Origin of the sequence: Pseudoalteromonas sp. HF66 (genome assembly GCF_011806445.1) — a bacterium.
Classification (GTDB): domain Bacteria; phylum Pseudomonadota; class Gammaproteobacteria; order Enterobacterales; family Alteromonadaceae; genus Pseudoalteromonas; species Pseudoalteromonas apostichopi.
Genome location: NZ_JAATOU010000012.1, coordinates 1 through 21,472, shown reverse-complemented (window position 1 = coordinate 21,472; position 21,472 = coordinate 1). Strand labels below are relative to the sequence as shown.

21 protein-coding genes, 3 tRNA genes and 1 pseudogene are annotated in these 21,472 nt (G+C 38.4%); 19 read left to right on the top strand and 6 right to left on the bottom strand.

The window, feature by feature from the left end; all coding sequences use genetic code 11:
* Positions 1 to 76: 76 nt before the first annotated feature.
* Together HCZ11_RS12770 and HCZ11_RS19740 are read right to left on the bottom strand one after the other, a co-directional pair.
* Positions 77 to 757, bottom strand: coding sequence for a substrate binding domain-containing protein (locus HCZ11_RS12770; RefSeq protein ID WP_303048775.1), 681 nt, complete (start codon positions 755 to 757; stop codon positions 77 to 79).
* 36 nt (positions 758 to 793) lie between these two features.
* Positions 794 to 940, bottom strand: a pseudogene (locus HCZ11_RS19740) (LysR family transcriptional regulator); the annotation flags it as partial.
* A gap of 147 nt (positions 941 to 1,087) precedes the next feature.
* Here HCZ11_RS19740 and accD point away from each other — a divergent pair.
* The 3 genes from accD (at position 1,088) to HCZ11_RS12755 (ending at position 4,403) form a co-directional block, all read left to right on the top strand.
* Positions 1,088 to 1,954 carry an acetyl-CoA carboxylase, carboxyltransferase subunit beta gene (gene accD / locus HCZ11_RS12765; RefSeq protein WP_167658586.1) on the top strand — a complete coding sequence of 289 codons (867 nt, stop codon included), beginning with the start codon at positions 1,088 to 1,090 and terminating at the stop codon, positions 1,952 to 1,954.
* A gap of 926 nt (positions 1,955 to 2,880) precedes the next feature.
* The gene (locus tag HCZ11_RS12760) at positions 2,881 to 3,846 is read left to right on the top strand and encodes a hypothetical protein (RefSeq protein ID WP_167658585.1); all 966 of its coding nucleotides are present in this window, start codon (positions 2,881 to 2,883) and stop codon (positions 3,844 to 3,846) included.
* Positions 3,847 to 3,977: 131 nt separating this feature from the next.
* Positions 3,978 to 4,403 carry a LexA family transcriptional regulator gene (locus tag HCZ11_RS12755; RefSeq protein ID WP_167658584.1) on the top strand — a complete coding sequence of 142 codons (426 nt, stop codon included), beginning with the start codon at positions 3,978 to 3,980 and terminating at the stop codon, positions 4,401 to 4,403.
* Here the strand turns inward: HCZ11_RS12755 and HCZ11_RS12750 are convergent.
* Both HCZ11_RS12750 and HCZ11_RS12745 read right to left on the bottom strand, forming a co-directional pair.
* Entirely contained in the window at positions 4,400 to 4,957 is a 558-nt protein-coding gene (locus HCZ11_RS12750) for a hypothetical protein (RefSeq protein ID WP_167658583.1), read from the bottom strand. The two genes, HCZ11_RS12755 and HCZ11_RS12750, sit on opposite strands and share 4 nt — an antisense overlap.
* 82 nt (positions 4,958 to 5,039) lie before the next feature.
* Positions 5,040 to 5,318: a hypothetical protein gene (locus HCZ11_RS12745; RefSeq protein WP_167658582.1), complete on the bottom strand. Its 279-nt coding sequence runs from the start codon at positions 5,316 to 5,318 to the stop codon at positions 5,040 to 5,042.
* A gap of 158 nt (positions 5,319 to 5,476) precedes the next feature.
* Here HCZ11_RS12745 and HCZ11_RS12740 point away from each other — a divergent pair, with 158 nt between their 5' ends.
* The 3 genes from HCZ11_RS12740 (at position 5,477) to HCZ11_RS12730 (ending at position 8,947) form a co-directional block, all read left to right on the top strand.
* Entirely contained in the window at positions 5,477 to 7,141 is a 1,665-nt protein-coding gene (locus HCZ11_RS12740; protein ID WP_167658581.1) for an AAA family ATPase, read from the top strand.
* Complete coding sequence (locus tag HCZ11_RS12735) at positions 7,138 to 7,767, top strand: hypothetical protein (protein ID WP_167658580.1); 630 nt, start codon at positions 7,138 to 7,140, stop codon at positions 7,765 to 7,767. Before HCZ11_RS12740 ends, HCZ11_RS12735 begins: the two co-directional genes overlap by 4 nt.
* A gap of 349 nt (positions 7,768 to 8,116) precedes the next feature.
* Positions 8,117 to 8,947 carry a hypothetical protein gene (locus tag HCZ11_RS12730; protein WP_167658579.1) on the top strand — a complete coding sequence of 277 codons (831 nt, stop codon included), beginning with the start codon at positions 8,117 to 8,119 and terminating at the stop codon, positions 8,945 to 8,947.
* Between the two features lie 109 nt (positions 8,948 to 9,056).
* Here the strand turns inward: HCZ11_RS12730 and HCZ11_RS12725 are convergent.
* Both HCZ11_RS12725 and HCZ11_RS12720 read right to left on the bottom strand, forming a co-directional pair.
* Positions 9,057 to 9,133 (bottom strand) — tRNA-Pro (locus tag HCZ11_RS12725).
* A 105-nt stretch (positions 9,134 to 9,238) separates the two neighbouring features.
* Positions 9,239 to 9,856: an arylesterase gene (locus tag HCZ11_RS12720; RefSeq protein WP_130051712.1), complete on the bottom strand. Its 618-nt coding sequence runs from the start codon at positions 9,854 to 9,856 to the stop codon at positions 9,239 to 9,241.
* Here HCZ11_RS12720 and HCZ11_RS12715 point away from each other — a divergent pair, their 5' ends adjacent.
* From HCZ11_RS12715 to HCZ11_RS12655, 13 genes are all read left to right on the top strand, one after another.
* Positions 9,857 to 10,576 (top strand): ABC transporter ATP-binding protein, encoded by a 720-nt coding sequence (locus HCZ11_RS12715; RefSeq protein WP_130051711.1) that lies wholly within the window; start codon positions 9,857 to 9,859, stop codon positions 10,574 to 10,576. It begins immediately after the preceding gene.
* On the top strand, positions 10,566 to 13,067 hold the full coding sequence (locus tag HCZ11_RS12710; protein WP_167658578.1) for an ABC transporter permease: 2,502 nt from the start codon (positions 10,566 to 10,568) through the stop codon (positions 13,065 to 13,067). The genes HCZ11_RS12715 and HCZ11_RS12710 overlap by 11 nt, the downstream gene beginning before the upstream one ends.
* Positions 13,068 to 13,204: 137 nt before the next feature.
* The gene (gene ruvC, locus HCZ11_RS12705) at positions 13,205 to 13,729 is read left to right on the top strand and encodes a crossover junction endodeoxyribonuclease RuvC (protein WP_054561285.1); all 525 of its coding nucleotides are present in this window, start codon (positions 13,205 to 13,207) and stop codon (positions 13,727 to 13,729) included.
* A gap of 1 nt (position 13,730) precedes the next feature.
* A complete protein-coding gene (ruvA, locus tag HCZ11_RS12700) occupies positions 13,731 to 14,351 on the top strand; it encodes a Holliday junction branch migration protein RuvA (RefSeq protein ID WP_167658577.1) in 621 nt (206 codons plus the stop codon).
* A 7-nt stretch (positions 14,352 to 14,358) separates the two neighbouring features.
* A complete protein-coding gene (gene ruvB, locus HCZ11_RS12695) occupies positions 14,359 to 15,363 on the top strand; it encodes a Holliday junction branch migration DNA helicase RuvB (protein ID WP_130051708.1) in 1,005 nt (334 codons plus the stop codon).
* Positions 15,364 to 16,330: 967 nt separating this feature from the next.
* Complete coding sequence (gene tolQ / locus HCZ11_RS12690) at positions 16,331 to 17,035, top strand: protein TolQ (RefSeq protein ID WP_130051707.1); 705 nt, start codon at positions 16,331 to 16,333, stop codon at positions 17,033 to 17,035.
* Entirely contained in the window at positions 17,022 to 17,447 is a 426-nt protein-coding gene (tolR, locus tag HCZ11_RS12685; RefSeq protein ID WP_130051706.1) for a protein TolR, read from the top strand. Before tolQ ends, tolR begins: the two co-directional genes overlap by 14 nt.
* Before the next feature lies 1 nt (position 17,448).
* Positions 17,449 to 18,387, top strand: a complete 939-nt coding sequence (gene tolA, locus HCZ11_RS12680; RefSeq protein WP_167658576.1) for a cell envelope integrity protein TolA — start codon at positions 17,449 to 17,451, stop codon at positions 18,385 to 18,387.
* 9 nt (positions 18,388 to 18,396) lie between these two features.
* Complete coding sequence (gene tolB / locus HCZ11_RS12675; RefSeq protein WP_167658575.1) at positions 18,397 to 19,755, top strand: Tol-Pal system beta propeller repeat protein TolB; 1,359 nt, start codon at positions 18,397 to 18,399, stop codon at positions 19,753 to 19,755.
* A 34-nt stretch (positions 19,756 to 19,789) separates the two neighbouring features.
* The gene (pal, locus tag HCZ11_RS12670; RefSeq protein ID WP_130051703.1) at positions 19,790 to 20,329 is read left to right on the top strand and encodes a peptidoglycan-associated lipoprotein Pal; all 540 of its coding nucleotides are present in this window, start codon (positions 19,790 to 19,792) and stop codon (positions 20,327 to 20,329) included.
* Positions 20,330 to 20,341: 12 nt separating this feature from the next.
* Positions 20,342 to 21,103, top strand: coding sequence for a tol-pal system protein YbgF (gene ybgF / locus HCZ11_RS12665; protein ID WP_167658574.1), 762 nt, complete (start codon positions 20,342 to 20,344; stop codon positions 21,101 to 21,103).
* A gap of 168 nt (positions 21,104 to 21,271) precedes the next feature.
* Positions 21,272 to 21,347: transfer RNA gene (locus tag HCZ11_RS12660), tRNA-Lys, on the top strand.
* Between the two features lie 53 nt (positions 21,348 to 21,400).
* Positions 21,401 to 21,472 (top strand) — tRNA-Lys (locus HCZ11_RS12655).

Here is a 21,472-nt window from a genome sequence, read left to right as displayed (position 1 = left end):
AAAAACTTGCTTAGCTAATCACCTCCACTAATAAGTGGTTCAGAAAATCTTTTTATTGATATCTTTTGTCTACTTATCAGCCTCTATCTAAATTTGCATGGTGCTTTAAATGCTCAATAAACACTGAGACCTTTTTTGCCAAATATTTTCTGGAAGAGTAAAAGGCATACAAAACCAAATCTTCAGGCTCATATTCCATTTTCACTACTTCCAGATAACCTGCATCTATCTCATTTCGACAGGATTGGGTTGGCAGTATAGCAAACCCCAAGGCTGCCAATGTGCCAGATTTAGCAAGATGCCCGCTATTGACCTTAAATGAAGATTGTACTTTTTGAGTAATAAGCTCTCCTTTAGTATTTTTGAAAATCCAAGGTGCTCCATTTAACGCAGTAAAAGTATTGATACACGGGACGTGCTTCAAGTCGGTAATCTGAAAAGGTCTGGGATAGGACTTTAAGAGTTTTGGGGATGCCACAATAGTACTCGGCCAACGTTTTAACTCCTTAGCTACCCAATTATTATCTTCTAGCTTTCCTCGGTGAAAACTTAAAATGATGTCAAACCCATCAAGTAAATCATCTTTCGGGCTGATACTTGTATCGCAACATAGTGAAATTGAGGGATGCTTGGTACAAAAAGCCACTACTGCTTGAGCTAAAGCAGGCGAGTCTGGCATTAAAACTCTAAGCTGCCCAATGACTTCATGTGAGTGCAGTGTGACTTCCTCAAGAGCATCATTAAGTTTGTCAAACAATGGCTGTGTGCGTAAGTAGAGGTGTTCTCCTGCATCTGTTGGAGCGATTCGGCGTGTGGTTCGGTTGAATAGTCGTATATCTAGTCGTTCTTCCAACAAAGCAACATGACGACTGACATTTGATGTTGGCAAATTTAAAAATTCAGCAGCCCGTTTAAAACTATTATTCTCATAGACAGAGTGAAAACTTTTTAGTCACTGCTGGTCAATTTTATCAAGCATTATATTTTAATCCCATTAAGTTGGATTATCAAACCAAAAATGTACACTTTATTACCAAAAATAGTTCTATACAATGCTTATCATTAAAGTTATATGCAAAGGTTTCCGATGAGTTGGTTAGAAAAACTGTTAGATAAGAAGAATATAATCAGTACACGTAAAGCTTCGATTCCACAAGGAATATGGACAAAATGCCCATCCTGTGATCAGATCTTATATCGCATTGCCCTCGAAGAAAATTTAGAGGTATGCCCAAAATGCGATCATCATATGAGAATGTCGGCATGCCGCCGCTTAGACAGCTTTTTAGATAAAGGAGAGCGAATTGAAATTGCGAGTGAGCTTGAACCGAAAGACTTTCTGAATTTTAAAGACCTTAAACGCTACAAGGAACGCCTAGCTCTAGCCCAGAAAAGTACTGGAGAAAAAGATGCATTAGTAGCGATGAAAGGAAAACTTATGGGCTTACCTGTTGTTGCTTGTGCATTCGAGTTTTCTTTTATGGCAGGCTCGATGGGCTCCGTTGTAGGTGCACGTTTTGTTCAGGCCGTTGAAGCTGCTGTAGATGCAAATTGTGGATTAGTTTGCTTTTCAGCCAGTGGTGGCGCTCGTATGCAAGAGTCTCTGTTATCGTTAGTGCAAATGTCAAAAACCAGTGCTGCGTTAAATCGTTTATCCAGTAAAGGGTTACCATATATTTCTGTATTAACAGACCAAACACTGGGTGGCGTTTCGGCGAGTCTAGCCATGCTAGGGGATATTAATATTGGCGAACCGAAGGCAATTATCGGCTTTGCTGGACGTCGTGTGATAGAACAAACCGTTCGGGAGAAATTACCCGAGGGCTTTCAGCGAAGTGAGTTTCTCTTAGATCATGGCGCTATAGATATTATTATGGATAGGCGTGAGATGCGCATACGAGTTGGTGGATTGTTGGCTAAATTGACAAATACAACTATTCCTTTAAATCCATAATTTATAGGTTCTGTAACGAAGCAGAACTAGCCAACTGGATAAAACTCACTCCAATGTGTGTAAAACCATTTAAAGGTATTCAAAGTTATAAAGCTATTTATGCCTAGAACTTCCATCGCGACCACCGCTAATAAAGGTAGTCTTCGACCTTTTTGGATACAAAAAGTTACCTGGAAGTAGGATTGTAGAGCATTTACGTTAAGTCGATTTTGTCCAAAGGCGTGTTAGAGTGGCTGTCTGCTTCTCGTTCAAACCTATCAGTTAGGAGCAGTTCTATCCTAATTTTTAAAAGCATAAGCTCAGATATAAGGTGCTACAGTTCATTGACCGTCTATTACAAATTTTTTTTCTGAAAAGCTTTTTATAAATTCTATCGTGAGGAAGGTAACAAAGGTGCCATTAGCTGTCTTCCTATATATCCCCCCCAATCAACACCTAATCAAACCTAAAAATGAGAAAATAATTTTAGATTAATATGGTGCGATAAATGTGCGATATAAATAAAAGAATGTAGAGTTTAGGTGCGATAAAGTAAATAGGTAAGTTAATTAACTTATTGAATAGAGTGTAGAAAAATGGTCGGCATAGCAGGATTTGAACCTGCGACCCCTGACACCCCATGATTTTCTTCAAAACCAAGTTAACCTACTGAATTAATACACAAATATAAAATAACTACTGTTTTTTTACACAGTGAAAAAGGCATTTTTTCTCATTTTTATAGTTTCGCAAAATCAAGCGGTTAGAGTGCTTATTACAAATGAAAAAATATAGACTAGGTGAAAGTGATTTAAGAAAAATACATAAGAAAAAATATCTTATTTCTATTTCATTAAAAATTACTAAGGTGTGATTTAGATACTTTACAGCTCTAAAAAAGCTGCTAATGTTAATAATTAATTAACATGCGTAAAGGGATTTATAGCATGAATAGCAAACACATATTTTTTTGCTTAATTGTGGTTTTGCCATTTATTAGCTTGGCAAATGAAGACGTAATAGTTGACACTTCTGAGTATGAAGAAAAGACATTGAAGTTTAATAAAGATATGACAATTAACATTGAGCTTCATAATATCGTTCCAAATGATAAAGATAAGTACAACATAGTAAGGACTATCGTTGAGTCGGAAAGAGCTGGATTTCCTGCTATAACAAGTGTTAAAGGAACTAAATCAATGAGCGATGGCCAAGCAGGCCAAAAAAGTAAATGCCATCCTTATGATACTCTTCAGTCACAATTAAGTAGTGCAGTAACAGAGTCAGATATAAAGAAAGCTGTAGGTCTGATTGAAGGGAAACTTGGCGACCCGACTTTTTCTAATTGTGTTAATAAAATGAAAAAGGATCTCCTTAGTACACAGTCGAAAGATAATAGTTACATTTTGAATTTTGGTAGTGATTATACTTTTACTATAAAAAAAGAGGGGAAGGTTTTATCTGTTTACGAATATAAATCAGATATCCAAGATTGGTATGTACACGCAGGCTTTACGTTCATAGCAAGTAAAGATGACAGATATTTCACTCCAGAGTCAGGCAGTGACTCATATATTATCCAAAAACAAGGTAGTGAACCTGACTGGAACTATGCTGCAACAGCACTATTTAGCTATCCTGTTTATGACATTAAAAATTCAAATTTTGAAATCGCAATCTCAGCAGGATTGGGGGTATCGCAAGAATCAATCCTAGTACTTGCTGGACCAAGTTTAGTTTTTGCAGATAACTTTATTCTAAACTTGGGTGTTGTGATGACACAATTCGATGTTCTTAAAGGTGTCTATAAAGAGGGGCAAGATGTAGGTGAAAATGCTATTGACAGTTCAGCTTTAACAGAAGAACAATTTAAAGCGTCATGGGGCATCACTTTCGCATACAAATTTCAGTAGTTTGACAAACAATCTATGACATAACCCTATTTTGCTAAGTGGGGTTATGTTTCATTCTAGCTAGATAATACTTTCACATTGTAAAAACCTTCACTTTACTGTTTTTATATACAGTATTTGTTTTTTTGCTTATGTTCGTTATCCCAATTTATATCGAAGCTGGTATTACAGGCTTTGAATCTCCTGCGGCTCAATACAAAGAGCTCGGTTTATCGCTCGATCAGCTCTTAATTAAGCACCCTGATGCTACCTTTATCGGTATGGCTTCTGGCCAGTCTATGCAGGGAGTAGGGATATATGATGGTGACTTACTCTTAGTTGATAGGGCGGTGGATGTTAGTACCGGTGATATTGTTGTTGCAAGTTACAACGGTTGTTTTGTATGTAAGATCATAGATAAAGACAATCGGTTGTTGTTATCAGCCTCTGATGAATTTAAACCAGTGTATGTTTCACCAGAGGATGATTTTTGTTTAGAAGGTGTGGTAACAAGGAGTATTAGGCTTCATAAGCCTTGTTTTGAGTTTTCAAAAAGCTGTGATAGAAGCTCTTTTTAAATCTTATTGTTATGAGCATTATTCTGGAAATATATAACTTCAGCTTTTACTGCATCTATTAGTTGAAAAGCGCTTGAAAGACTTAGAAAACCTTCACCATGCATGTCGCCCATGACCTTTTGGTTATTCAGTGAAGTATTGATTGTTAGTTCATTGAAACTAGCTGGTCTTTTTAAACTTTGAATATTAAATTTATTTCCATGGGCAATTCCATTTCTAATATGGCGCAAGAATTCTAAAGTGGCATTCTTGTGGAGGTATTTCATTTGAGATAATTCATCTCCTAAGTCTAGTAATGCTGCTTTTAATGGTAGGTTTAAGTAGCTTATTGTTAGTTTTGAGTTTTTTTCTAAATAGCTTATACAATCAGATAATTCTACTTTATACATTTTATTTGGTTCATTCGTCGGCACAACAATATGAGTCGCATTAGCTATACCAAGATATTCTCTAACTTTATGTGAAGCAATTGCTGGAACTCCAAATTGATATAATATAACTTGTATTTTTAGGTCATCAATTAATTTAATTAAAGAGTCAATTTTATTAAGCACATAAATCCTTAAGTTTATTACCAATCTATTGCTAAAGATAAGAATAAGTAACAGTAAGGTAGCCTTTTGGCTACCTTTGAGGTTAATCCATAATGATTTCATCATCATCATTTCTATAATAATCACTTCCGCAATAACTGCATACTGCAGGTTCTATTCGAATTTCTTCTTCATCATCATCAAAAGAATAAACAAAGTCACCGTCCTCTTGGGTATGCTGAGATGCGAGAGAAGCAATTTCTCTTTGGTCTTCCGTTGATAAATCAAAATATGAGTCACTATATTTATCTGCACCTACTTTTCCGAGGCAGTTTCTATCAGACCCTTCAGCACATGGCAATAAAACCGTTACATAGCTCATAAATTCTCCATATTATGTTAAGCAAAAAAATAAATTGTCATTACCTAAATCTGACAAAAATTGAATTGTGTCAAGCCTAATTCTGTTGAGGTATGATTGAATGATGCTTAATAAATTAGTAAGCTAAATTTTTAAAATAATACAAAGCTAGAAAAAAGATGATACTCACTAGTGTTGATTTTAATGGTAAACACATTGAACTAGCAAAGAAAACAAATCTAAATTCCAACATTATCACTGTTTTAATGGGAAATAATGGCGTCGGAAAAAGTAGATTAATACAGTTAGTTTGTTCAACATTTATTTTCTTAGAACGATATAGAGGCAAGTTTGTAAAGGATAATTTTATTACGAATTTATCCTTTTTAAATTATGAAGAGTCTATAAGTTACAGCATCAATGATTCTGAATACAAATGTTCAAATCAGATTGAGCCATACCTTCAAACTTTTATAATTGATGGTCATTTAATTAAGATTGAGGCGGTGTATCCATTTACTCAGGCAAAAATATTAAGTGACATTAGTCAACTTAGTGGAGAAGTTGCTCAGAAGATTGAAGGAATAATACATAACGCTAATAGAGAGGTTTTTGCGTATCGTAAAGATATTTCGCTTCATTTTACAGAAAATGAAAACATTTGTAATAAAATTATCACCCCCACAAAAGTCTTAGCAGTGACAGGTAGCCCTTACGATAAGTTTCCATTTCATGAAAGAAGTTTCCTATCAAGAGAACGTAAAGGCTATATATATCTTGGCTCAAAATGTTTCGACCGCTCATTTGGACGAAGACGTTTTAATTTCGACCAATTTCTCCAAAAGAAATTTGATCAACTTGGAGCTTCTTTTATTAAGCTCCTTCTAAAACCAGATCAGGAAAAACTAGACTTTACTAAAGTTTTGAATGCAATCGGTGTTTCAAAAAACTTTAGTTTAAATATTCAGCTACATGAGCGCTTGGTTAGAATGCCTATATCCAAAGATGATATTTATGAAGTTGCCCTAGATGAAGAATTTGCACGTAGTCGAGTTGACCAATTTAATTTGAGTGATGTTGACAAGGATGATTTATCAACAAGGCTATTTAATGCTGTTAAATATGTAATAGGAAACAAAAAATACGAATTTCATGAAACAATACAAATTCAATACGATATAAATTTAGATGAAAATGTAAGTGACGCTGAAATGCTTGCCTCTTTAGAGTTACTATCTGATTATGGATTGCTTGCTTTAGACGACATTACCTTCACTAGGTTGGATAAAAAAGGAGAAAAATTTCCTTTATCTGGAGCAAGTTCTGGCCAGTTAAGTTTGTTGTTTATATTTTCTTCTATTGCAGGTGAACTTGAAAATGATTCTTTGATATTTATTGATGAACCAGAATTAAGCTTACATCCAGAATGGCAGTTGAATTTTATGCCGCTTCTTGAAGATGTGTTTTCTAGTTTTAAAAACTGTCATTTTATTATTGCTACCCATTCCCCCAATATTGTCTCATCATTACCTAAAGAGAATTGCTATTTAGTTAATCTAGAAGATAAAGTTCCAACACTAAAGCCTTCAAAAGATTTTCATAATCGCTCTGCTGATTTTCAGTTAGCTGAAGCGTTTAACAGACCTGGTAATAGAAATGAGTATTTAACTACTCAAGTAATTGAAGTGTTGGATGAAATTTGCGAAAACAATAATTCTGAGGTTGAGATTATTAATAAAGCTAAACGGTTATTAACTTTTGAAGAGAACCTTACTGAAGGTGATCAGGTTAAGACTTTATTATCTATTCTTAAGAAAACTCTAAAGGCGTTAAATCTACAATGAAGGCTTATGAATATACAGTTGAAGAACTAAAAATCATTGCAGAGTTACTTGGTTTAGAGTTGTCTCCAGAAGAAACTTGGTCGCATGATTCGATTAAAGATATAAAAAAAAGAGTTAAGCAGCATTACATAGACGAACAGGGACAGAAGTGCGCATACTGTAAAGTGGACCTTCATTCCTCACATGGATTAATATGGGACACCGAACATATAATTGATAAGGATTCATATCCAGAATGGATATTCGAACCGCATAACTTATGTACTTCATGTAAAGATTGCAATCAGCATAAATATCAAAAACCAATAACCAAATCATCTACATATAAAAAATTTCCAAAAAAGTCAAAGAATTATAAAATTATTCATGCTCATTTTGACGATTATGATGAACATATTGAAGTTGCGGTCCCTGGAAATACATATCGATGGAAAACTATGAAAGGTAAGTCGACAATGGAGGTTTGTAGTTTAAATAGATATCACGAAGTCGCTGACAGATCTAATATTGATCATACCCTTAGAGCCGTTCTATGTTATGCAGGGGAGCACCAAACAGAGGAAGCTGAAAAGGCAGCGTTAGAGTACTTATTAAAAAGAAAGAAGGCTCGAGATAGTAACCATTAAGCTAGGTTACTAATCTCACCGACAAATTAGGCACTTGCACCCACTCAATCTGCTTCCCGAATTCAGTGTAGACCTTGGTTGATTTACTGTCTGAGTGGCCCATACGAGTTTGTGGGTCCCAACCTTGGGCTTTTATTAGCCTTGCAGACAAACCTCGTATTTCGTGGTAAGTGGGGCGCTCTTCAGGTTTTAGGTGGTTATAAACACCTAGCTTGTCTCTTACTTTCGAAAACTCTGTGTGCTGTGGAGCATCCTAAAAAGTAAAATTATTGAATAATAGCTAGCTCCTTAGTTTCAAATATCCCAAAGAAATGTAATATAAAGCTTTGTAACGATTCAAGGAGCAGGCGTGGAGCTTTCTATTACCTTTGCATGCAAGACGTGTGGTGAAGAGGTTGAAATAATACATATTGTAGATGAATTTAATGCACCACTCCCTGGATCTAATGATTTAGGCGAAGATTTAATATCTAATGACTGCAATCGGTGTGGTGAAAATAAAAATATCATAGTTAATTATGATGCTAATTCAGCTTCGTTTTTTGTTGAGAACAATACTGCACTTTTAGTTACAGATGATGATTACATATTGGAAAGAGCCCATATAAATGCGATTTTTTCTTTAAATGAGCTACAAGATGCTGATGTAAACTATACGGATTTCCTAGGTCGACTTTTTTTCACACACTCAATAACAATCTTAGAAGCATACTTATCCGACCTATTTAAGTTTTATATAAATAGTAACTTCAGCTGCTTTTTGAATTTTATTGAAAGTTCGAAGGAATTAAAGAGTGAAAGATTTACTTTAGTGGAGTTTTTAACCAATAAAAACTTACCAATTAAAAAAGTCAATACTAGGCTAGATGAGCTTTTGTTTCATAATCTAGGTGTTGTATCTGCATTATTCGAAGGTGTATTCAATTTAAAGTTTAATGATGTCATTGGTAAAGAAAATAGAAGTTCTTTAGAGAAGCTTATTTGTTACAGACATGATTGTATTCATCGAAATGGCCGAACTAAAAATGGTAGTAGTATTTTTACTGATAAGGATATTAATATGAAAATCTTTCAGGAGATGAAAACCACTATTCATAATATTCACCAAGCAGTGCTGGGCTTAGAGATAGAAATAAACAAAAAGCAAAGAAATCTATGGAACTACATGGATAATGAGTAATTTGGCGACGTTTGTGACACTGTAATCAATCATAGGTTATTGATTAAGGAGATAAAATATACGATACACGTGCTAAGTTAAGTAACTTATTGAATAGAGTGTAGAAAAATGGTCGGCATAGCAGGATTTGAACCTGCGACCCCTGACACCCCATGACAGTGCGCTACCAAGCTGCGCTATATGCCGACGTTGCAAGCCATAGTACGGCTTTTTTTATAAAAATCAATATCAGCGCAGTTCGATTGCCTGTTTATTGTTCAGGCAATCGGTATTAAATCAATGGGCTAGTGGTTAATCTAGCCAATCGTTGATCGTTTTGTACATAAAGTCGCGTATTAATGGTTGAGCATCGGCGTTAGGGTGGAGGTTATCGTTTTGCATAAGCTCAGGACGGCCTGCAATATTAAGCATGAAAAAAGGCATGAGTTCAGAATCTGTTTCATCAGCAATAGTTTTAAAGCTATCGGTGAAAAGTTTGGTATAACGTGGGCCATAGTTTGGTGGAATTTGTACTTCCATTATGGCGGTTTTCGCCCCAATTTGTTGGCTTTTCGCTATTAAATCACGTAGGTTAGTTTGCAGGCGTTTAATAGGGAAACCACGTAAACCATCGTTTCCGCCAAGCTCAATAAGCACATGAGTGGGTTCAAATTCACTTAGTAACGCGTCGAGTCGTCTTAAGGCGCCGCCGGTAGTTTCACCACTAATACTAGCGTTTACTAAATATACAGATTGGTCTTTTTCATCGTACTTATCTTGTAACAATTTAACCCAGCCTTGTTCTTGTTTAAGGCCGTATGCGGCGCTTAAACTGTCACCTAAAATTAAAATTGTGTTGTCAGCTGCTGCTGTAAGTGGTTTGATTACTAACAGTAAAACGAATATAAAACGTAGGATTGGATGCATCATATGTCAGCGCTTTCTCAATTAAACATCATTCAAGTTAAAGGACTTTCTAAAACGGTCACCACGGTTGAGGGCAACCTGACCATCCTCAGTGACATCAGCTTTAATGTCAAGTCGGGTGACTCAGTTGCAGTAGTGGGCACCTCTGGTTCGGGTAAGTCTACTTTATTAAGTTTGTTAGCCGGACTTGACCAATCAACTAGCGGCAGTATTTATTTAGATGGTGCTGCTTTGCACGAATTAGGCGAAGAAGCACGCGCGGCACTTCGCGCCGAAAAAGTGGGGTTTGTGTTTCAGTCTTTCATGCTTGTACAAAGCTTAACAGCACTTGAAAACGTGATGCTACCGGCTGAACTTGCCGGTAGTAAAGACGCGAAACAGCAAGCGCTTGAGCTACTTGAAAAAGTAGGTTTAAGTCACCGTGTTGGCCATTACCCATCGCAATTATCTGGCGGTGAGCAGCAGCGTGTAGCTATCGCGCGTGCATTTATTGGTACACCGAAAATCTTATTTGCCGATGAACCATCAGCGAACCTTGATAGCAAAAACGGTAAATTAATTGAGTCATTATTATTTGAATTAAATAAAGAGCACGGCACGACACTTATTTTAGTAACGCATGATGAGCAGCTTGCACAAAAGTGTCAGCAAATTTTACACATTGAAGCAGGGCAGTTAGTAACTGTAAAAGAAAGCGAAGGAGTGCAAGCGAATGTGGGCTAAATTAGCACTAAAACTGTTTTCACGTGAGTTTAAACGCGGTGAGTTAACAGTGATCAGTGCAGCAATTGCCTTAGCTGTTCTCACTGTTTTAACACTGTCTATGGTTACCGACCGAATTGGTCAAAGTATTGAAGAAAAAAGCAGTGCCTTTATTGCTGCTGATCGCGTTTTAGCAAGTAACCATGCTTTACCTGCCGAGTTTTTAGAAAAAGCCAACCAAGAAAACTTACGTACCGCTAAAATAACCTATTTCGATACCATGTTATTTGCTGGTGACGAAATGCAGCTTGGCTCGGTGAAAGCCGTATCAAACACCTATCCGTTAAAAGGCGAGTTAAAAGTAAAAACTAGCCTGACTGATCAACCACAAGTAACTGCTGATATCCCAAGTCGTGGTGAAGTGTGGTTAAGTGAATCAGTGTTTTATGCGTTAAATATTAAAGTGGGCGATAAAGTAGAGCTTGGCGCTGCTACGTTTACTGCTAGTCATGTTGTAGCCGAAGAGCCTGATGCACCGTTTAATGTGTTTTCAAGCAGCCAGCGAATCTTAATTAATGAAGCAGACATCGCCGTTACAGAGGTAATTCAGCCGGGTAGCCGAGTGTTTTACCGTCAACTTTATGCTGGCAGTAAAGACAATTTAGACACCTTTTATGCGTGGTTAAAACCACAAATGAAAGAAAACCAGCGTTGGTATGGTGTTAAAGACCGCCAGTCTCCTATTTCTAATAGTTTAAATCGTGCCGAGAGCTATCTATTGCTAGCTGGTTTACTTGGCATTATTTTAGCCGCTGTTGCTATTGCGGTATCGGCAAAACGGTATTGTGAGCGTCAATATGACCCGGTTGCCATGATGAAAACGCTGGGCGGAAGCCGCGCTATGATACGTAAAATCTATTTACTTCACTTGAGCCTTGTTTGTTCAATGTCGGTCATAATTGGTTTACTGATTGGTTATGGCTTACAAGCAGTTGCAACAGATTATTTAGCACAAACCATGGGCACAGCACTACCAAGTGCATCTGCTAAACCGTGGATTATTGCTATTAGTACCGGCGTGATTTGTGCGGTAATGTTTTCTATTAAACCACTTCTCGATTTATTTGATATTCCTCCGCTGCGCGTGCTGCGCCGTAATTTAGGCGACCGTTTATTGGTTAGTAAAGTGCACTTGGCTATGTCGGCGCTTACTGTGTTTTTACTCATGTGGTTGTTTAGTAATAACATCAAAATAAGTGCCATTTTGTTTCTTTCAACTGCATTTTTAATTGCGGTGTTATTTGCTTTATCAAAGGTTATTTTTGGCGGTGGTCGCAAACTCGGTTTAAGCCCAGGTAATAGTTGGTCATTGGCGATAGCATCAATTCAAAAGCGTGCCAACGTTAATGCCGTACAATTAATTAGCTTTGCATTGGCTATAAAATTGTTACTGTTTTTAATTGTATTGAAGAACGACATGATCTCGGATTGGCAGTCACAGCTTCCAGAAAATGCACCTAATTCATTTTTAGTGAACATTACTGAGCAAGAACTAGAACTTATTACTAGTTTCTTAGCGCAAAATGATATGCCAACGTCTGATTTTTACCCTGTTGTTCGTGGCCGTGTAAACGCCGTTAATGGTGAGCTGGTTGCCCGCGAAGTATCGCAAGAAGATAACGAAAAGAAAGACGAAGAAGCTCGCTCTGGCATTGGCCGTGAGCTAAATCTAACTTGGCGCAAGGACTTGCCAAATCAAAACGAGCTTATCGACGGTGCATGGTTTAGTGAAAACTCAGTGGCTGAGGCATCGGTTGAAGAGTCTATGCTTAAACGCTTAGATGTAAAAATAGGTGATACGCTTACTTTCTTAATAGGTGCACAGTCTTTCGATGCAAAAATTACCAGTGTTCGAAAAGTTAACTGGACGACACTCAAACCTAACTTCTTTATTATTTTAAGTCCTGATGTGCTAGCCAGTTTTCCTGCTACTTATATTTCATCGGTGAATGTAAAAGCAGATAAAAAACGCGAATTTAATGAGTTAATGCGTCAATACCCAACAGTGAATGTGATTGATGTTGAAAGCTTTATTAAACAGATTCGCTCAACAATAGAGCAAGTATCGTTAGCGATTGGTTTTGTACTAGCAATTGTCGTTGCCTGTGGAGCTTTAGTGCTTATTTCACAAGTACAAGCAAGTTTGGGTGAGCGTATGCAAGAGATTGTCATCTTAAGAACTTTAGGAGCTAAAGGGCGTTTAATTAAAAATGCCACCTTATATGAGTTTTTATTATTAGGGGTTACGGCAGGTTTAGTCGCTGCCATTGTCAGTGACATCGCTCTGTTAATAGTGCAAAAACAGATGTTCGATTTAGCAGGTAAGTTTCACCCTCATATTTGGGTCATTGGCCCAGCAGTAGGAGGCTTATTTGTGGCATGTTTGGGTTATTTGATGATAGCGCGCACAATGCGAAAAAATACCCAAGGCTTATTACGCTCACTGGCATAAGATTCTAACTAAAAACGCGTTTATAAAATGCTCGCAATTGCGGGCATTTTTTATGAATTGCAATTGGTTACTGGTAATTTATACAGTGCTCTGGCATTATTAACACAGATAATAATGATAATAGATGGGTCAGTTAGTTGGCGATTATTTTAGGGATTGATCCTGGTTCACGATTAACAGGGTACGGCGTGATTGCTCACCAAGGTGCTAAGTTCACTTATTTAGGAAGTGGTTGCATAAAATTGGCAGATCACGATTTTCCTGTTCGTTTAAAAATGATTTACCAAGGGATCAGTCAATTGGTAGAGCAATTCTCCCCAGACAGCTTTGCTATCGAAAAAGTGTTTATGGCACATAACCCTGATTCGGCACTAAAACTTGGTCAAGCTCGTGGCGCTGCCATTGTTGGCGCTTCAATGGCTGAGCTGCCAGTTTATGAATATTCAGCAAGGCAAATCAAGCAAGCTGTTGTGGGTAATGGCGGAGCCGATAAGTCTCAAGTACAACATATGGTAAAGAATATTTTAAAGCTGCCAGGCACACCTCAAGCCGATGCCGCTGACGCTCTAGCAATTGCTATATGTCATGCACACTCAGAACAAAATTTAATTAAACTTGCGGGCAGTGCGAGCAAAACCGTAAGAGGACGATTAAGGAAGTAATATGATTGGTCGATTAAATGGCTTACTTGTTGAAAAACAGCCGCCAGAAATTCTTATTGAAGTAAGTGGTGTAGGCTACGAAGTGCAAATGCCTATGACCTGCTTTTATGATTTACCCGCAGTAGGTGAGCAAACGATTATTTATACCCATTTTGTGGTACGTGAAGATGCCCAGCTATTATTTGGTTTTAACAATAAAACAGAGCGCGCTTTATTTAGAGAGCTATTAAAGGCTAATGGCGTAGGGCCAAAGTTAGGTCTTGCGATTTTATCGGGTATGTCAGCACAGCAATTTGTAAGTTGTGTAAACAATGAAGATGCAACCACACTGGTTAAACTTCCGGGGGTTGGTAAAAAAACTGCTGAGCGCTTAGTACTTGAAATGAAAGACAGACTGAAAGATTGGGGTAATGACTTATTTACACCATTTAGCGATAATGCCGTCATTGAGCCTGCAAGTGATGATACCCTAGTGGCAAATAATGCTGCCGATGATGCAGTGTCTGCACTTGTGGCATTAGGTTATAAGCTACCGCAAGCACAAAAAGCGGTGAAAGCAGTGAACAAACCAGATATGACGACAGAGGTTCTAATTAAAGAAGCTCTAAAATCAATGTTGTGAGTAAACCATGATAGAAGCAGATCGCTTAATAGATGCGAGTGAACAAAGTAACGAAGACAGTGTTGATCGTGCCATACGGCCAAAACTGTTAACAGATTACACAGGCCAGCCGCATGTTAAGCAACAAATGGAAATATTTATCGAGGCGGCTCGCCATCGTGGCGAAGCCCTGGATCACCTATTAATATTTGGTCCACCGGGTCTTGGTAAAACCACACTTGCAAACATTGTTGCCAACGAGCTTAACGTTAATATTAAAACAACGTCAGGGCCAGTACTCGAAAAAGCTGGCGATTTAGCTGCTCTTTTAACTAACCTTGAAGAAGGTGACGTACTGTTTATTGACGAAATTCACCGCTTGAGCCCGCAGGTCGAAGAGATTTTGTATCCAGCAATGGAAGACTATCAGCTGGATATTATGATCGGTGAGGGCCCAGCCGCACGTTCAATTAAACTTGATTTACCGCCATTTACTTTAATAGGTGCGACAACCCGTGCAGGTTCACTCACCTCACCACTGAGAGACCGTTTTGGCATAGTGCAGCGTTTAGAATTTTATTCGGTTGAAGATTTATCAAAAATAGTTGCTCGTTCAGCAAGATTTTTAGATTTAACTATGTGCAATGAAGGAGCCACAGAAATAGCCAAGCGCTCACGTGGCACACCGCGAATAGCGAACCGTTTGTTACGCCGTGTTCGTGATTACACGCAAGTTAAATCTGACGGTAAAGTTAACGCATCGGTTGCAGAGCAAGCCCTCGATATGATTGATGTCGATAAAAGCGGTTTTGACTACATGGATAGAAAATACCTATTAGCTATTATCGAAAAATTTATGGGCGGCCCAGTTGGCCTTGATAACCTTGCAGCTGCAATAGGCGAAGAAAAAGAAACGATAGAAGATGTAATAGAACCGTTTTTAATTCAACAAGGCTTTATACAACGTACCCCGCGCGGACGACTTGTATCAGACATCGCTTACTTGCACTTTGGACTAACCCCAGATAAATAACAAAACTCAGGTTAGTTACAAAAGCTTTAAGTTATAAGTATTAAGCAGCTCGAGAGGGCTGCTTTTTAATAGAGATAAGTTGACTTTTTAAATGGCAATATAGATTTTACCGCATACCGCATACCGCATACCGCATACCGCATACCGCATACCGCATACCGCATACCGCATACCGCATACCGGCAAGAGTCATCTAACACCTGTAATTCACATGCTGTTAAGTTTTTGATAGGTATTCTCGTTGGCGTTTGCGCAGGCAAAAAAAAGCCCGCATAAGGATGCGGGCAAACAACAAGTTGAAGGAAGTAATTCAGGGAACTACGGTCTACTAAAAGAAGGTTTTATCCTGATTTCAGTAAACCTAGAGCAATACGAAACTTCATATTGCTAAAAACGGAGCTTAATGAAAGAAACTTTCATGAGGTTGCTAGCTCGGTATAGGTAAATAATACGCAATGATGGATTTTTCTTCAAACTAGAAAAATTTAATTTTCAGATTAAAAAAACTAATGTGAGCAAAAAATTCTATTGTTTTCTTTTTGTTCGCTTTGTGGTTATTTTCTCTTTAACTGCATGAATAGAGTGGTTTTTATAAAATTCATATTCTGTATTCAGGATTAGTTTAAGTATTCTGTAGTAGATTTGCAAAAGTACTTTTGGGTGTTTATGCGTAATTTATGAATAAACGTCGTGTTTTTGATTGTTTTGGTTGCTTTTAAGCGTCACTCTAGTGACTTATTATTAAGGTAAAAATATGCATAAAAGTATTTGTAAAATTCAATCTGGCTAAAAAATAACTAAGCAAATTGCTTTTTACCGTTATTTGCCGCTAATTCACAGCAAGAGCGTTGTCAGTTCATAATTGACTAGATACACTAGTTGTAACTTTTGGCCATGTTTGTGGTCAATAAATACAAGTGTAAAAAATATAACAAATTACATAGAAATCTATTTTTAGGAGTTTAACGTGGGATCAGGGCTTAACTTTTTAGATCTTATTCTAGAAGCCAGTGTACTTGTCCAGCTAGTAATGTTGGCATTAGTCGGCATGTCGGTAATGTCATGGGCAATTATTTTTCAACGTAAAAAAGCGATTTCTGATGCACTTAATGGCGCTAAGCGCTTTGAGCAAAAGTTTTGGTCAGGAATAGACTTAAGTAAATTATATAATGAAGTTTCAGCTCGTCCTGGTGGCGCATCAGGTGTTGAAGCATTATTCGTTGCTGGTTTTAAGGAGTTTGCACGACATAAGAAAAATTCACCGCAAAGTGCAAGCATCGTAATGGAAGGCACACATCGTTCAATGCGTGTGGCTTTGTCACGCGAAGTTGAAAAACTAGAATCAAGTTTATCGTTTTTAGCGACAGTGGGTTCAATTAGTCCTTATATCGGCCTTTTTGGTACGGTGTGGGGTATCATGAACGCATTCATTGCATTAGGTGAAGTTAAGCAAGCAACTTTACAAATGGTTGCGCCGGGTATCGCCGAAGCACTTATCGCAACAGCGATGGGTTTATTCGCAGCAATCCCTGCAGTTATTGCGTACAACCGTTTTGCAAATAAAGTAGAAAAGCTTGAAGGTAATTACATTAACTTCATGGAAGAGTTCGCCAATATTTTACACCGCCAAGCAGCTGCGCAAATAGAGGCAAAAGCGAATGTATCAGCGTAAGAAACGTCGCCCAGTAGGTGAGATAAATGTAGTTCCTTACATTGATGTAATGTTGGTACTACTTATTATATTTATGGCAACTGCACCACTGATTACTCATGGTGTAAAAGTGGACTTGCCGAAAATGGAAGAATCGGATCTTGTAGATACCAAAGATACACCACCTATCATTGCGTCAATTGATGCTGAAGGTAAGTACTATGTAAGTATCGGCACTGATCCAGAAGCTCCTATGGAAGCAATTGATGTAGCTGCTGTTATAAAATTACAACTTCAGAAAAACCCCGATACTCCGGTTATGATAAAAGGTTCTGGTCGTGTTTCTTATCAAGAAGTGTTGCTGTTAATGGACTTTTTGAAAAATGCCGGTGTGCCTTCTGTGGGTCTTATGACTGAGTCATTTGAGGGTTAGTATGCGTGAATCAGTAATAAAGTCGCTTCTATTGCACCTTGGTATTATTGTTTTCTTAGTCGTATCAGCGAACTTTCATATGCCAGCTCCTAAGGTAATGGAAGTGACATTGAATCCGGCTATGCCTGAACCAGAAAAAGCGGTTTCTGCAGTAACGGTTGATCAACAAAAGGTTGAGCAGAAAATTGCTGAACTTAAAAAGCAAGAAGAAGCAAAAAAACAAGCCGAAGCAAAGCGAATTCGAGATCTTGAACGTCGTGCAAATGATGCACGTAAGCAACGCGAAGCTGAAGACCGTCGTCTTAAAAAATTAGAGCAACAACGCCGAGCGAAAGAGAAAGAAAAAGCAGAAGCTGAAGCACAAGCGAAGAAAGCACGTGAAATACAAGAGAAAGAACGTGCCAAAGCTAAGCAAGCTGAAAAGCAAAAGCAAGAAGCTGAAGCCGCAGCAAAAGCCGCAGCTGAAAAACGTAAAGCTGAAGAAGAGGCGTTAAAGAAAGCGGAAGCAGAGCGCAAGCGTAAAGCTGCTGAAGCTGAAGCTGAACGTAAACGTAAAGAAGCTGAAGCAGAGCGTAAACGTCAGCAGGCATTGCAAGAACAAATGCTGCAAGAGCAGTTAGCTGCTGAGCAGGCTGCACGAAATAAAATACGTCAGCAACAAGTCTTGAGTGAAGTTGATAAATATAAAGCGTTAATTATGGCGCGTATTCAACAAACTTTACTTATTGATGAAAAAATGAAGAATAAGCAATGTCGCGTTAACATTCGCCTTGGTTTTAACGGGTTAGTAACTCAAGTAAAATCACTTGGTGGTGATAAATTAGTGTGTGAAGCTGCTCTTCGTGCTGTCCGTATGGCCGATACACTACCAGTTTCGCCTGATAAAGATGTTTTCGAGCAACTGAAAAATATTAACTTAACAATTAAGCCAGAATTCTAAAGGAATGATATGTTCAACCAGATAAAAACAGCATGTTTTATTGTATTACTGGGCTTTCATGGCATTGCCAGTGCTGCACTAGAAATTGTTATCACTGAAGGTATTGATGGAGCACGCCCAATAGCGGTTGTTCCATTTAAATACCAGGGCGTTGGTCCCATCCCTGAAAAATTGAGCACCGTTATTGCAGCTGATTTGATGCGTAGTGGTAAATTTAAACCTATTGATGTGACAAATATGCCTCAATTACCCGGCAAAGATGCTGATGTAGATTATGGTGCATGGGTCAATCAAGGTGTTGAAGCGGTACTTGTTGGTCAAGTTGAGCAACAACCGGGTGGACGTTACTTAGTAAAGTATGAGCTTATCGATGTGATCCGTGGTCAAATTACAGGCGGCGAAACGCAAATGATGAGTAATGGTCAATTAGTGAAGAGCCAAGACCATGTATTAGATGCTCGTGAGAGTGTTATATCTGAAACAGGGTTTCGCCGTTATGCGCACCGTATTAGCGATGTAGTTTACGAAGCGCTTACGGGTGAAAAAGGTGCGTTTTTAACAAAAATTGCTTACGTTATTGTACGTGATAATGAACCGAAGCCTTATCAACTGGTTGTTGCTGACTATGATGGCTACAATGAGCAAGTATTGCTTCGTTCTAAAGAGCCACTTATGTCCCCAGCTTGGTCACCAGATGGTACTAAGCTTGCGTATGTAACCTTTGAAAATCGTCAAAGCCAAATTTACATTCAAGATTTGTATACGGGCAAACGTGAGTTAATCACAAGCCATCCAGGTATTAATGGTGCACCACAGTTTTCACCTGATGGTAAAAAACTATTATTAGTACTTTCAAAAGACCGTAACGGTGCAACAGAAGTCTATGTTTTAGACCTTGTAACTCGCAAAGAAAAGCGTTTAACAAATCATCGTAGTATCGATACAGAGCCTTCTTGGTACCCAAATGGGCAAGATATCGTGTTTACGTCTGAAAGGGGTGGTAATGCCCAGATTTATAAGTTAAATTTGCAAACTGGTAGAGCAAAACGTATGACGTTTGATGGTGATATGAATTTAGCAGGTTCGATTTCACCAGACGGAAAAGAATTAGTGATGGTGAATCGTACTAACGGTCAATACCATCTTGCTAAAAAAGAGCTAGCTACAGGTGCGTTTCAAGTATTAACAAGAACTCGCCTAGATGAATCGCCGAGTATCGCTCCAAACGGTTCGATGATTATCTACAGCACGCTTCATAATAATAAACAGGTGTTGGCGTTAGTGTCTATGGACGGTCGCTTTAAAGCTCGCTTACCTGTGCTAGATGGACAAGTTAAGGCGCCAGCTTGGTCGCCTTATTTACAGTAATTTTACTGGTTTACTCAATATAGGAATCAATTCAATGCAACTTAATAAAACTTTAAAAGGCCTGCTTATTGCTGTGCCAGTGATGACATTAGCGGCGTGTAGCTCTTCTTCAGGTGTTGATGAGGGTGCTGCAAACCAATCTAACCAAGGTATGGTTGAGCAATCAAACACTGATACTGTTGAAGTTGCAACGCTTACTCCAGAGCAACAAGCTGAAGAAGCACTTCGTGAAAAGTACGAAGCGTTACGTCAAGAGCAAATCATCTACTTTGGTTTTGATAACGCAAAAATCCAAAGCAAATACGCGGAGCTTTTACAAGCACACGCAGAATTCTTAGTACAAAACCCATCAGTTAAAGTACTAATCGAAGGTCACGCTGATGAGCGCGGTACGCCTGAGTACAACATCGCACTTGGTGAGCATCGTGGTCAAGCAGTAGAAAAATACCTACAAAGCTTAGGTGTTTCTGCTAGCCAAATGTCAGTAGTGAGCTATGGTGAAGAGAAGCCAATGGTTAAGTCTCGCACTGAAGAAGCGTTCGCGAAGAATCGTCGCGCAGTATTAGTTTACTAATAAAGAGTCATTATGAAGCCGAAAATTATTTTGGCAGCAATGATCTTAAGCGGGAGCACCCAGTTATGGGCTGCTCCCGCTCCTGTTTCAGAAGCTGCAAGCTCGCAATCGAGCATTGAAAAGCGTTTAATCGCATTAGAAAACATGATGAAGTCACGTAATTTATTGCAAGCTGAGCTTCAGCAACAGCTCAATATCTTACAAGACGAAGTGAGCCAAGTTCGTGGTATTACTGAAGAGCAAAGTTACAAGCTTGAAAAAGTACTTCAGCGTCAGCGTGAGCTTTATCAAGAGATTGAAAACCGAGTCAGCCAAGCTTATAGCCAGCCCGCTGCCGCACAAACTCAACCTACTAACTCTTATACGGATGTAGGTGTATCACAGGCAATTAGTTCAGATTTATCTGAAAATGAAGCCTATGAGCGTGCAGTGGCGTTAATAATGAAAGATAAACGTTATGAGCAAGCAATTCCGGAGTTCCAAACATTCTTAACTACTTACCCTAATTCAGTATATGCATCTAATGCACATTATTGGTTAGGTCAGCTATTAACAATTCAAAACGATCAAGCAGGTGCGACTGAGCATTTCAAAGTAGTTGTGAATGAATACCCTAATTCTAATAAACGCCCAGATGCGATGTTAAAGTTAGGAAACTTATTAGCGGAGCAAGGTTTAGGCGAACAAGCCCTTAAAACCTTTAATGATTTAATTAATCAGTACCCAAGTACCACCGCTGCAAAATTAGCCACAGAACGTCTGTCGCAAATGTAGTTTTGACCTGATTAGACTGCTTTTTGACATAAGCGGTCTAAAATTAGGCAACTAGACATAAAAACTTAAAAAAAGAGATATTTTCTGTTGCACTCAGCATTTAAATAAGTATTATAAGCGCCCGCAGCAGGCGATTGGTAACAACAGCCGAAATGCGGAAAAAAGAGCGGGTCATTAGCTCAGTTGGTAGAGCAGTGGACTTTTAATCCATTGGTCGATGGTTCAAGTCCATCATGACCCACCATTCTTTTTGAATGGTCTCATATCGGCGGATTTACGCATCTTAATATCCAGAGCGGGTCATTAGCTCAGTTGGTAGAGCAGTGGACTTTTAATCCATTGGTCGATGGTTCAAGTCCATCATGACCC

Excerpts from the sequence above, each read along its gene's own strand:
- HCZ11_RS12710 (WP_167658578.1), top strand. The coding sequence starts at position 10,566 with ATGTGGGCTAAATTAGCACTAAAACTGTTTTCACGTGAGTTTAAACGC.
- HCZ11_RS12745 (WP_167658582.1), bottom strand. The coding sequence starts at position 5,318 with ATGAGCTATGTAACGGTTTTATTGCCATGTGCTGAAGGGTCTGATAGA.
- HCZ11_RS12720 (WP_130051712.1), bottom strand. The coding sequence starts at position 9,856 with ATGATGCATCCAATCCTACGTTTTATATTCGTTTTACTGTTAGTAATC.
- pal (WP_130051703.1), top strand. The coding sequence starts at position 19,790 with ATGCAACTTAATAAAACTTTAAAAGGCCTGCTTATTGCTGTGCCAGTG.
- tolB (WP_167658575.1), top strand. The coding sequence starts at position 18,397 with ATGTTCAACCAGATAAAAACAGCATGTTTTATTGTATTACTGGGCTTT.
- HCZ11_RS12735 (WP_167658580.1), top strand. The coding sequence starts at position 7,138 with ATGAAGGCTTATGAATATACAGTTGAAGAACTAAAAATCATTGCAGAG.
- HCZ11_RS12760 (WP_167658585.1), top strand. The coding sequence starts at position 2,881 with ATGAATAGCAAACACATATTTTTTTGCTTAATTGTGGTTTTGCCATTT.
- HCZ11_RS12755 (WP_167658584.1), top strand. The coding sequence starts at position 3,978 with ATGTTCGTTATCCCAATTTATATCGAAGCTGGTATTACAGGCTTTGAA.
- ruvB (WP_130051708.1), top strand. The coding sequence starts at position 14,359 with ATGATAGAAGCAGATCGCTTAATAGATGCGAGTGAACAAAGTAACGAA.
- tolA (WP_167658576.1), top strand. The coding sequence starts at position 17,449 with ATGCGTGAATCAGTAATAAAGTCGCTTCTATTGCACCTTGGTATTATT.
- HCZ11_RS12715 (WP_130051711.1), top strand. The coding sequence starts at position 9,857 with ATGTCAGCGCTTTCTCAATTAAACATCATTCAAGTTAAAGGACTTTCT.
- tolR (WP_130051706.1), top strand. The coding sequence starts at position 17,022 with ATGTATCAGCGTAAGAAACGTCGCCCAGTAGGTGAGATAAATGTAGTT.
- HCZ11_RS12740 (WP_167658581.1), top strand. The coding sequence starts at position 5,477 with ATGATACTCACTAGTGTTGATTTTAATGGTAAACACATTGAACTAGCA.
- ybgF (WP_167658574.1), top strand. The coding sequence starts at position 20,342 with ATGAAGCCGAAAATTATTTTGGCAGCAATGATCTTAAGCGGGAGCACC.
- accD (WP_167658586.1), top strand. The coding sequence starts at position 1,088 with ATGAGTTGGTTAGAAAAACTGTTAGATAAGAAGAATATAATCAGTACA.
- ruvA (WP_167658577.1), top strand. The coding sequence starts at position 13,731 with ATGATTGGTCGATTAAATGGCTTACTTGTTGAAAAACAGCCGCCAGAA.